The sequence below is a fragment of the Microbacterium sp. Leaf203 genome (genome assembly GCF_001421275.1).
Lineage (GTDB): Bacteria > Actinomycetota > Actinomycetes > Actinomycetales > Microbacteriaceae > Microbacterium > Microbacterium testaceum_A.
The window spans coordinates 830,702-841,845 of sequence record NZ_LMKF01000022.1; the positions used below are offsets into that span (position 1 = coordinate 830,702).

General features: G+C 70.5%; 9 protein-coding genes and 2 pseudogenes. 6 read left to right on the forward strand and 5 right to left on the reverse strand.

Going from position 1 to position 11,144, the window contains the following annotated elements:
- The first annotated feature begins 2 nt into the window (after positions 1–2).
- Positions 3–968, forward strand: a complete 966-nt coding sequence (locus ASE56_RS05075; RefSeq protein ID WP_056225803.1) for a DNA topoisomerase IB — start codon at positions 3–5, stop codon at positions 966–968.
- Here ASE56_RS05075 and ASE56_RS05080 read toward each other — a convergent pair.
- Together ASE56_RS05080 and ASE56_RS05085 are read right to left on the reverse strand one after the other, a co-directional pair.
- The gene (locus tag ASE56_RS05080) at positions 943–1,938 is read right to left on the reverse strand and encodes a cation diffusion facilitator family transporter (protein ID WP_056225807.1); all 996 of its coding nucleotides are present in this window, start codon (positions 1,936–1,938) and stop codon (positions 943–945) included. The genes ASE56_RS05075 and ASE56_RS05080 overlap by 26 nt on opposite strands.
- A complete protein-coding gene (locus ASE56_RS05085) occupies positions 1,935–2,426 on the reverse strand; it encodes a transporter substrate-binding domain-containing protein (RefSeq protein ID WP_056225808.1) in 492 nt (163 codons plus the stop codon). The genes ASE56_RS05080 and ASE56_RS05085 overlap by 4 nt, the downstream gene beginning before the upstream one ends.
- Before the next feature lie 156 nt (positions 2,427–2,582).
- On the opposite strand from ASE56_RS05085, the gene ASE56_RS05090 reads away from it, so the two are divergent.
- The 4 genes from ASE56_RS05090 (at position 2,583) to ASE56_RS05105 (ending at position 7,656) form a co-directional block, all read left to right on the forward strand.
- Positions 2,583–3,629 carry a hypothetical protein gene (locus ASE56_RS05090; RefSeq protein WP_056225813.1) on the forward strand — a complete coding sequence of 349 codons (1,047 nt, stop codon included), beginning with the start codon at positions 2,583–2,585 and terminating at the stop codon, positions 3,627–3,629.
- A 46-nt stretch (positions 3,630–3,675) separates the two neighbouring features.
- Positions 3,676–4,038 (forward strand): CrcB family protein, encoded by a 363-nt coding sequence (locus ASE56_RS05095; protein ID WP_056228200.1) that lies wholly within the window; start codon positions 3,676–3,678, stop codon positions 4,036–4,038.
- Positions 4,035–4,400 carry a fluoride efflux transporter CrcB gene (crcB, locus tag ASE56_RS05100; RefSeq protein WP_056225816.1) on the forward strand — a complete coding sequence of 122 codons (366 nt, stop codon included), beginning with the start codon at positions 4,035–4,037 and terminating at the stop codon, positions 4,398–4,400. Before ASE56_RS05095 ends, crcB begins: the two co-directional genes overlap by 4 nt.
- A gap of 94 nt (positions 4,401–4,494) precedes the next feature.
- On the forward strand, positions 4,495–7,656 hold the full coding sequence (locus tag ASE56_RS05105) for an efflux RND transporter permease subunit (RefSeq protein WP_056225821.1): 3,162 nt from the start codon (positions 4,495–4,497) through the stop codon (positions 7,654–7,656).
- Between the two features lie 319 nt (positions 7,657–7,975).
- On the opposite strand, the pseudogene ASE56_RS17680 reads toward ASE56_RS05105, so the two are convergent.
- From ASE56_RS17680 to ASE56_RS05115, 3 genes and pseudogenes are all read right to left on the reverse strand, one after another.
- Positions 7,976–8,599 (reverse strand): annotated as a pseudogene (locus tag ASE56_RS17680) (DUF998 domain-containing protein); the annotation flags it as partial.
- A 241-nt stretch (positions 8,600–8,840) separates the two neighbouring features.
- Entirely contained in the window at positions 8,841–9,746 is a 906-nt protein-coding gene (locus ASE56_RS05110; protein WP_056225823.1) for an aldose 1-epimerase family protein, read from the reverse strand.
- Entirely contained in the window at positions 9,743–10,375 is a 633-nt protein-coding gene (locus ASE56_RS05115; protein WP_056225826.1) for an antibiotic biosynthesis monooxygenase, read from the reverse strand. The genes ASE56_RS05110 and ASE56_RS05115 overlap by 4 nt, the downstream gene beginning before the upstream one ends.
- Before the next feature lie 401 nt (positions 10,376–10,776).
- On the opposite strand from ASE56_RS05115, the pseudogene ASE56_RS17210 reads away from it, so the two are divergent.
- Positions 10,777–11,144 (forward strand): annotated as a pseudogene (locus ASE56_RS17210) (ATP-dependent helicase); the annotation flags it as partial.

Here is an 11,144-nt window from a genome sequence, read left to right on the forward strand (position 1 = left end):
CGATGGCCCGTCTCGTCCGGGTCCGCCCCTACGAAGACCCCGGGTACCGCCGGGTGCGCTCCGGCTCGGGTTTCCGATTCGTCGATCACACCGGGGCCTCCGTGCCCGAACGCGAGGCCGAACGCGCGCGCGGGCTGGTCATCCCTCCCGCCTGGCGCGAGGTGTGGATCGCCCGCGAGCCCAACGCGCACATCCAGGCCGTCGGCACCGACGAGGCCGGGCGGCGGCAGTACACGTACCACGCGGACTGGTCGAAGCGTCAGGACAAGGGCAAGTTCGCCCGTGCCCTGCAGCTCGCCGAGACCCTGCCCCGAGCGCGCGCCCGCGTCACGCAATCGCTTCGCCGCGCCGAGGTCGACCGCGAGCGGGTGCTGGCGGTGTCGTTCCGCTTCCTCGACCTGGTCGCCCCGCGCGTGGGCAACGCCCGGTACTTCGTCACGAACGGGAGCAGGGGGCTCACGACTCTGCAGAGACGCGATGCCACGGTCGACGGCGACCTGATCCGTCTGTCGTTCCCCGCCAAGAGTGGCAAGCGCGCCGAGCTCTCGTTGCGCGATGCGGAGCTGGCATCCATCGTCGAAGAGCTCGCCCTCGGACGCTCGCGGGCGGCGCTGTTGAGCTACAAGCGCGGGCGACGACGCGTTCCCCTGACGCCGGGCGACGTGAACGCGTACGTCCGCTCCCTGACGGGCGGCCCGTTCAGCGCGAAGGACTTCCGCACCCTGCGTGGCACGATCCTCGCGGCGGAGTCCCTCGCGAACGCGGGCACGACGGGCGGGAAGAACGAGCGCAAGAAGGCCGAGGTCGCCGCGGTGCGCGCCACAGCCGAAGCGCTCGGCAACACGCCTGCCGTGGCGAAGGCGAGCTACATCGACCCGCGGGTGTTCTCGCTGTACCGCAAGGGTCGCACGATGGAGCTGGGCGGCTCGAAGGACGCCGCGATCAGGCGGCTGATCCTCGGGGAGTGACCGGGTCCACGACGACGGGGAGTTCGGGCACCGGGACGATGACGACGTCCTGCACTTTCCAATCCAGAGCGACGCACCCCTTCCGGGCCCGCTCGATGTCGTCCAGCGACAACCGCTTCTTACGGGGCACGACGAAGGCCTCGATGTGGAAGACGTGGCCCTGGTCGCGCACGCGCGACCCGACCTCTGCCACCCAGGGGAGCGCGGCGAGGTACTGGTCCACCCGGTCCACCAGGGGATGGGGGAGCGTGTCGTCGAAGGTCGTCGCGCGGGCGTCCATGAGGTCGACGACCGCGGCGCGCAGGTTGCCGACGCCGTCGTGCACGATGCTGAGCGCGATGAAGATGGCGGCCGCGGCATCCATCCACCACAGGCCGATGCCGATGCCGAGCACGCCCACGATGGTTCCCGCCGACGTCATCCAGTCGGCCTTGTTCATGTCGGCATCGGCGTAGAGCACCTTGTCGTGCAGCTCGCGAGCGAGACCGATCTTGAGTCGACCGACGATGACGGGCGGGATCGCGGTCACGGCCATCACCGCGACCATCAGCCACCCGAGCCACATCGTCACCCCGAGGACCTCGACGGTTCCGATGGTGGGATGCTCGGCCGTGACCAGGCCGATACCGGAGTCCACGATCAGGAACGCGCCCATTCCGGTCAGGGCGACCGCCGCGACGAGGTGCCCGACGGCCACGGAGCGGTGGAATCCGTAGGGGTGGCTGCGGGTGGGGCGACGTCGCGCCAGACGCGCCGCGATGAGGAAGGCGAGGGGCGGGATGAACGACAACAGGTCTTCGGCCCACGCCGCCTTCATCGCCTGCGAGTTGCCGAGTACGAGGAACACGAGTGTCGCGGTGACCACGAGGAAGCCGATCGTGACCCACTCCAGCCGGACGGCCCGGCGGAGGACCTCGGCCTGGCGGTCGGGGAGCCGCGTCTGACCGAAGTACACGCCCTCGCCGTTCACGGCGCGATCCCCCGGCTCTCGGCCTCGTCGATGAGGAAGGTCTCCAGCTCCGAGACGAAGGCGTTCTCCCCGAGGGGGACGAGCATGACGAGCTCGGCCGTCGAGCCGTCCCCGAGCGCCGCCTCGGCGTAGGGGCGGGTCACTCCGGCCTTGCTCGTCCACGGCGTCTGCTCGGTGATGCCGCCGGCGACGACGTCGAGGTCGCCCTGCTCGAGACCGCGCACGAGCGACTCCTCCGAGCCCACCGTCCACTCGACATCCGCGTCGAGCGATCGGGCGAACGCCGTGAGCACGTCGATCTCGACCCCATGGGGTTCTTCTCCGTCCCACCGCACCCACTCTCCGTTCGGGGACACCCCCGCTCGCAACACGCCCCCGTCGACGGCCTCGAGCGTGCCCTCAGGGTCGGAGGGGATCCGGATGTCGCAGCCGGCGAGCATCAGTACGATGACGGCCGTCGCGGTGACGACCCGCAGTGGTCTTCGCATGCCTCTTCCTCCCGGTCGGGATCCTGCTCGGTGTCACGGCTCGGTGTCGCGGGGGTTGCGGAGGGGGCCGGGTCGCCGTACCCGGCTGCGCAGGTCCGCCTGGCCGGAGAGCGAAAGGACGCGCGTGCGGACCCGTCCGGCTGCGAGGATCGAGGCGTGACGGATGATCTCTCCCACTCGGACGCCCTCCGGTCGCAGACGGATTCCCGCCGGAGAGAGAGGGCCGGGACTCCCCTCTACGCCCTGCTGACTCCGGAGGCTCGCGCGCTGTGGGAGCTCGTCCCGGGCACGCAGGAGCTATTCCGCCCGACCGCGGCCTCGCAGGGAGCGCTGCGGCGCGGACTCCGACAGGACGACGCGTTCCGCAACCTGCTCCGCGCGGCGATGCAGGGAACGGCGGAGCCGAGCGGGTGGCGACGCCACGAATGGTCCGACGAGGAGGTCGCCCGCGCGGCCGCGGACCCGCAGCTGCTCGCGGCAGCCCGGGCGACGTCGGAGCGGGGCGCGCGGATCGACTGGCGCGCGACCTGGAAGAAGCGCCGGCAGCGCGAGACGGCGATCCTGGCGGTCTTCACGTACTCGCTGTTGTCCATCCCGACGGCCTTCGTGCTGAACATGGCGTGGCTCGCGGTCGTGGGAGCCGTGGGCGTGCTCGCCGTGGTGGGGTACCTGATCTTCCGTCGGCGCATCGAGAACCGGCCGGCGCTCGCGCCCCAGCCCCTTCCCGCCGAGAGCGATCCCCCCGCGGACGACGGCGCCCCTCGGCCTCTGTTCGTCGTCGAACGCGCCCCCTCGCAGCATCTGATCGCGCGCGGCACCGGTCTGGTCTTCCTGGCGGGCGCCATCGTCCTCGCGGTCGGGGAGGTCGTCGAGGGCGGCCCGCTCGCCGCGGTCGGCGTCACCGTGTGGCTGAGCACCCTCGGCGTTCTCGGTGCGGTCATCTTCGTCTGGGCGCTCTCGGTCGGGCGCGCGCGCATCGTCGGCTTCGACGATCACCTGGTCGTCCGCCCGGGGCTCCGTCGGTCACGGGTGGTCGCGGCATCCGAGATCGTGTCGCTCTCGTGGTTGTCGGGCGGACGGCTCCGGGGCGCGGACGCGCGGGGCCGCACGCTGTTCACGGTGATGAGTGTGTACGACGACTTCCCCGATCTCGTCGCCTGGCTCGAGGCGAGGGTCCCGCAGGGGTGGGTCGACCGCGCGTGACCTCGCCGAGTCGCAGGGGCCGCGGGCGTAAAGTGGCGCGGTGAGCATGTGGCGGGATGTGGGCCTCGTCGCCGTCGGCGGCGCGATCGGTACGGCCGTGCGCGCCGGGCTCACCCTGGCGCTCGGCGAAGACCTCGGCCCCGCGCTCGTGCCGCTGATCAACGTCGTCGGGGCGTTCGCGATCGGCATCCTGTACGGCTGGAGAGCGCGGATCTCGGAGTCCTCGCGTGCGCAGCGCGTGCAGCTGTTCATCGGCACCGGCATCCTGGGCGGGTTCACCACCTACAGTTCCCTCGCCGTCGAGTCGGCCGACCTCGGCCTGCTCTGGTGGGGGGTGGCGACGGTCGTCGTCGGGACGGCGGCGGCCTGGGGTGGCGTGCTGCTCGGGCGTGGTGGGCGGGCGCGGTGACGCCGCTCGTCTTCCTCGCCGTGGCCCTCGCCGGCGGTGTGGGGGCGGCGCTGCGCTATCTGCTCGATGTGGCTGTGCGGCGCCGCACGGGAGAACAGTTCCCCTGGGGCATCCTGGTCGTGAATCTCACCGGGGCGCTGGTGCTCGGCATCCTGACCCCCCTTCCCGCCGACGAGTCGTGGCGGTGGATCCTCGGGACGGGTCTGCTCGGCGGGTACACGACCTTCAGCGCGGTGGCCGTGGCCACGGCGCTGCTCGCCGAAGAGGGGCGCACGCGCGCGGCGGTGTCGTACGCGGTGGTGTCGTTCGTCGGGTCCGTCGTCGCGGCGGCACTGGGTCTGTCGCTCGGATCGGCGCTCTGAGGCAGCCGCCCGCCGGGCGGTCCGAGGGGCGGGCGCGCATGGGATACTGAGCTTCGATACATTCCTGTATCGGACTTACCCGGAGGGTCCCCCCGTGTCGTACCTGGCCGTCCTGAGCCTGAAGAACCGCGCCCTCATCGCCCTCGTCACGATCGTCGCGGCGGTCTTCGGCGGGCTCGCGCTCACCAGCCTCAAGCAGGAGCTCATCCCCTCGATCGAGTTCCCCCAGCTCGCCGTCGTCACGACCTACCCGGGCGCCTCGCCCGAGGTCGTCGAGACCGATGTCTCGACCCCGATCGAGAACGCCATCCGCGGTGTCGAGGGACTCGAGTCCACGACCGCGACGAGCACGACGAACTCCTCGATCGTCTCGGCGGAATTCACCTACGGCACCGACCTGGCGGGGGCGCAGCAGAAGATCCTCGCCGCGATCGCGCGCATCAAGGACCAGCTCCCCGACTCCGCCGACACCACCGTCGCGTCGGCGAGCATCGACGACTTCCCCGTCATCCAGCTCGCCGTCACGGGATTCGCCGACGCCGAGGCGACGCAGTCGATCCTTCAGACGAGCGTGGTCCCCGACCTCGAGGACGTCGCGGGGGTCAACGGCGCGCAGATCGTGGGCGGCACCGCCCAGCGCGTGACGATCACCCCCGACACCGCCAAGCTCGCCGAGCGCGGCTTCAGCCAGCAGGCGATCACCGACGCCCTCGACGCCAACGGCGTGCTCTTCCCGGGCGGCTCCCTGACCGAGGGCGACCAGACCCTCACCGTGCAGACCGGGTCGAAGCTGACCAGCGTCGACGAGATCTCCGCCCTCCCGCTCGTGCCCACCGACGCCGGCCAGTTCCAGGCGGGGCAGACGAAGATCAGCGATGTCGCCACGGTCGCCCTCGAGCCCGACCCCGTGACCACGCTGTCGCGTGTCGACGGGCAGCCGGCCCTGACCATCGCCGTCACCAAGCTCCCGGCCGCCAACACCGTCGACGTCTCGCGCGGCGTCCTCGATGCGCTCCCGGGGTTGGAATCGCAGCTCGGTCAGGGCGCGAAATTCACCGTCGTCTTCGACCAGGCGCCGTTCGTCCAGCAGTCGATCGAGGCCCTCGCGCAGGAGGGGCTCCTCGGCCTGGTCTTCGCGGTCGTGGTGATCCTCGTCTTCCTCATGTCGGTGCGCTCGACGCTCGTGACGGCGATCTCGATCCCCACCAGCGTCCTCATTACCTTCGTGGGGCTCCAGGCCTTCGGGTACTCGCTGAACATCCTGACCCTCGGCGCGCTCACGATCGCGATCGGCCGCGTCGTCGACGACTCGATCGTGGTGATCGAGAACATCAAGCGCCACTACGTCGGTGACGCCGACAAGATCCCCACGATCGTGCGCGCGGTGCGCGAGGTGGCGGCCGCCATCACGGCATCCACCATCACCTCCGTCGCGGTATTCCTCCCGATCGCCTTCGTGGGCGACGTGACGGGAGAGCTCTTCCGACCGTTCTCGCTGACCGTGACGATCGCCATGGCGGCCTCGCTGCTCGTGTCGCTCACGATCGTGCCCGTGCTGGCGTCGTGGTTCCTGAAGCCCGGGAAGGTCATCCGCGACGCCGAGGGCAATCCGATCGACCCCGAGTCGCCGACCGCGCCGCCCTCGCGCCTGCAGAAGGCCTACGTCCCGGTACTGCGCTGGACGCTAAAGCACTCGTGGGTCACCCTCACCCTGGCCGTACTCGTGCTCGGCGGGACGCTCGCGTCCGTCCCCCTGCTCAAGACGGACTTCCTCGGCGACTCCGGTCAGAACACCTTCACCGTCACGCAGAAGATCGGCTCCGCCCCGAGCCTGGATGCCGAGGACGCGGCGGCCCAGAAGGTCGAGGCCGTGCTGCTCGACACCGATGGCGTGCAGACGGTGCAGACCTCGATCGGCTCGAGCGGGTCGGCGCTGCGCGACGCTTTCTCGGGCGGCGGCTCGGGCATCACGTACTCGATCACCTCCGCCTCCGGCGTCGACCAGGTCGAGCTCCGCGACCGTGTCCGCACCGAACTCGAGGCGCTTCCCGACGCGGGCGAGATCGAGGTCGCGGCCTCCGGCGGCGGACTCGGCTCGGCCGGCATCACCGTCGACGTCACCGCCGCCGACGGACAGTCGCTGCAGCAGGCGAGCGACGCCGTGGTCGCGGGCCTGCAGGGGCGCGACGGCATCGGTCAGGTCACCAGTAGCCTCTCGGCATCCCTCCCCTTCATCTCCGTCCGCGTCGACCGCGACGCGGCGTCCGAGCGTGGACTGTCCGAGCGCGCCGTGGGGGCGCTCGTCTCGGCGACGCAGCAGCCGCGGCAGGCGGGCACGGTGGAACTCGACGGGCGCGGGGTGACCGTGTACGTCGCCACCGCCAACCCGCCGAAGACCATCGACGACCTGCGCGCCCTCGAGATCCCGAGCGCGCGCGGCAACGTCCGCCTCGACCAGATCGCCACGGTGGAGCAGAGCGAGACCCCGCCGTCGATCTCGACCTCGCGCGGGCTGCGCACGGCCACGATCACGGTAACGCCGACGACCGACGACCTGGGCAGTTCGTCGGCCAGCGTCACCTCAGCCCTCGCCGACACCTCGCTGCCGCAGGGGGCCACCGCGAAGGTGGGCGGTTCGGTGACCGACCAGCGCGACGCGTTCAGCCAGCTCGGCCTCGCGCTGCTCGCGGCGATCCTCATCGTCTACGTCGTGATGGTCGCGACCTTCAAGTCGCTGCGCCAGCCGCTCGAACTGCTCGTGTCGGTGCCGTTCGCGGCGACCGGAGCGATCCTCATGCTGCTGATCACCGGTGTGCCGCTCGGTGTCGCGGGCATGATCGGTGCGCTGATGCTCGTCGGCATCGTGGTGACCAACGCGATCGTGCTCATCGACCTCGTGAACCAGTACCGCGCCCGCGGTCTCAGCGTCTTCGAAGCGACGGTCGTCGGAGGCGCGCGACGCCTGCGTCCCATCCTGATGACGGCCCTCGCGGCGATCTTCGCCCTCGTGCCGATGGCCCTGGGTATCACCGGCCACGGCGGATTCATCTCGCAGCCGCTGGCGGTCGTCGTGATCGGCGGGCTCGTGTCGTCGACGTTCCTGACGCTACTGGTGCTGCCGACGCTCTACAACCTCATCGAAGGAGCGAGCGAGAGGCGCCGCGAGCGGCGGGCGGCGCGAGAGGCAGGGCACGTCGAACCGACGGCCGACGACGGGCACCCCCTGAGCCGCCTAGAGCTGCGCGAGAAGCACTGACACGGAACGTGCGGGATGCCGACACCCGGCGTCCCGTCCCTCTCGCGGTGCTCATCCCGAGGTGTCGGCGGTCACCGGTCGGGGTGAGCGTCGATGCGCGATCGGGGCGGAGCGACGAGCCCTCGACGGGGTGACCGGCCGCGACGCGCGGGGCGCGCTGCGCCGCCGAGCGCGCGGGTCGGCGGGTGGCCGTCGGCCGGGCGAGCGGGAAGCGGGGGCGTCGACGGGGGGCGTGGTGCGCCGCGGCGGGAGTCTGCGCGGTCGGGTGCGAGGTGGCCGCCGTCGCCGCCGACGCGAGGATCTGCGTGAACATCCCCGACCACGCGAACATCGCCGCGCACGAGATGGTCTCGAACAGTGCCAGGTTGATGGTCGCCGAGACGAAGAGCGTGATCGAGACGATCAGCCAGACGGTCGCGATTCCCGTGCCGATCGCCATCCGCTTGCCGAGACGGTGGAAGAGGAACGGCGCGCTCAGCAGCAGGGCGAGGAACCCCAGGACCATCGAGCCGGCGACCTTGTCGTGAAGGTCCTTGTCGGTGTTCAGGGGAATGCAGCCCACCAGAGCCAGATTCACGCCCACGACGTTCAGGCAGATGAAGGCCACCGTCGCGGCGCCGCGACGGACGGGACCGCGACCCACGCGTCGCACATCGCGCCGGACGCGGAAGGCGAAGACCACGACGATCATCCCGCTGACCTTGAGCGTGGTGTTGAAGAACGCGCTCGAGAGGTCGCCGAAGATCCCCAGCTGGCTGAAGTGCAGCTGCCACCACAGCGGGTCGCTCGTGGTCGCGATCGACAGCAGCAGTCCGCTGACCAGGACGATCAGGGCGGCCGCGCCGACGTGCATCGTCGGGATCGCGTCGAGGCGGCGCGCGAGGGCGCCCTGACGCGGCACCGGGAGCGAAAAGGGGACAGCGGAGCGGAGCGCGGTGCTCATGTGGGGGATCTTTCCTCAGGACGGAACGAGGATCCCCCCACACCGCGGGACCCTCGGCCCCCGTCGGCTCATTCGGGCAATGAGCCAGGAGAAAGCGTGGTCCTTTGCCTCCCCCGGCCTTGACGGAAACCGTCAGGGCACATGGTATCGTTCGCGCCGCCTTTTCAGGAAAGGGCTTGTCTAAGAAATTCCCAGGTCATATCGCCAATTCCTTGTCCCCCATTTGGGGGACAAGGGCGTCTCACGCGCGGTAGGAAATGCCCCATTCCCTGGTCATTTCCGCGCCGGGTTCGAGTCGCTCCAGGTCCGTCCCGGTCACGAAAGCGTTCGCCGGCGCCGTCATCGGCTCGATCGCCACCGCGAGGGACTGCCCGGGGTAGCGGTCGGTCGTGAACACCTGTGCCCAGCGGAACCCGTCGTCCTGCCATAGCTGCACGCGCCGACCGTCCGGAGCGGTGAGGGTGTGGTGCGCCCGGCCGTCGGCATCCCGCTCCCATCCGCGGTAGCCGTTGTCGAGCGAGGCATCGCCGAGGCGGCGACCCTCACGTAGGTCGGTGGCGGCGTCGACCGGCACCTCCTCGACGGGGATGTTGCGGTCGTCGAGGACGAGCGTGGTCGTGCCGGTCGAGTGCACGACCAGATCCTCGGTCGGCACCCCGCCGATGTGGAGGTAGGGGTGCACGCCCAGGGCGACGGGGGCGGCCTTCGCCCCGATGTTCTCGATGGCGTGGGTCACGTGCAGACCGTCGGCGCGCAGGGCGTACGTGACCCGCGTGCGCAGGTGGAAGGGGTAGCCGGTCTGCGGCACCACGTCGGCGCCGAGCACGAGGCGATCGTCGGTGTGCTCGATGGCCCGATAGGTCCCGAAGCGCAGCAGGCCGTGGCTGGCGTTGCCGAACTTCGGCTCGCTGATCGCGAGCTGCAGATCCTCGCCGTCGAAGGAGTACCGGCCGTCGCGGATGCGGTTCGGCCAGGGGACGAGGACGACTCCGGATGCCGCGGGCGTGGGCAGGTCGTCGGGGTAACGCGGTACGAGGTCGACACCGTCGACCGTCAGCGCGCGCAGCGCGGCACCCACCTGGGCGATCTCGGCCGAGGAGTGCTCGCCGCGGAGGTGGAAGCGGGATCCGGTGGGGTCGGCGGTCATGACGTGGCCTTTCGCGATCGGCGCGGGCGCTGCAGCCAGGGCTGCAGCATGCGGGTGACCCACGGGAGGACCGCGTAGGTCATGACGGGGGTGAGCATGAGGGTGGTGGCGAGCACGCGCAGCACGAGGGGGATCTCGGCGAAACCGGGGACGAAGCCCAGCAGCCACGACGCCGCGAGGTTCGTCGGGAAGAACCCGACCCAGATCGTCACGGCCTGCTTCCACCGCGGGGGAGCCGCCGGGACCGGCTGTTGGATCGGCTGGGTGCCGGCCTCCGTCACCGTCGCAGCTTCCAGGATCGAGCCGTGCGGGGCGTCGAACCAGCCCTCGATCCCGGTGCGGCGCTCGCTGCGCTCCTCGCGCGCGAAGGGGCGGCCGGAGTCGAGCCACCACTGGCGCTGCGTGGAGCTCTCCCACTCCTCGAGCGTCGTGATGTCGCGAAAGCGGTACAGCATGTACCAGAGGTCGCTGTCTTCGCCCGCGCGCACCCACCCCGAGCCGAGGAAGCCCGGGAAGGCGGTCGCGAGGTCGGTGCCAGCCTGCATCCAGGAGGTCGCTTCGGCGGTGCGCGTCGGGTCGATGCGCCGCTCGATCGCCACCGTGATGGGGTGGGCGTCGGTGTCTGCCATGCATCTATCTTCCGTCACCTCGACCCTGGGTCCCTCTCCCTGAAACCTGTCCCGCTCTCGACTACCTCTGTCCTTCTCTCGACGAACCTCGTCCCCCTTTCGGCGGGGTGATGTCCCAAGTAGGGCTGTCTGATGCGCCGCGACAGCGCCAAAAGGGGGACACGGGTCATCCGGGGGCATGGATGCCATTCCCAGGCGCGACCTGTAACGTGGTGCGGTCGGCTCTGGACACCGTGCGTGATGCGCGGATGGGTTTGTGAGTCCAAGGGGCCGATGGACAGGACGCGATCGCGGCCTCGACCATCACTAGTGAATTGGCCCCCGGCCGACGAGAGTCCGGGTATCGCACCGCTACGAGCGGTGTCGCTGTTTCGCGCGAACAGAACCCAGGAAGTTTCTCCATGCCCAAGAACAAGAAGCCCGCCGGCGGCCGCGCCGCCAAGAACTTCGAGCCCCGCTACGGCGCCAAGACTTCGTTCCAGGACCGCAAGCGTCGTCCCGGCACCGAGGTGCCCGCCAAGCCCGGCAGCAAGAGCCCCAGCCACCGCGGTTACCGCCCCGAGGCCGAGGCCACCGCCGACAAGGGTCGCTGGAACGCCGCCGACCGCGCCGGTCGTACCGAAGCCCGCAACATCCGCACCTCCGCCCGGGACGACCGTCCGGCCCGTTCGTTCGACGACCGCCCCGCGCGGTCGTTCGACCGGAACGACCGTCCGGCTCGTTCGTTCGACCGCAACGAGCGCCCGGCGCGTTCGTTCGATCGTGACGA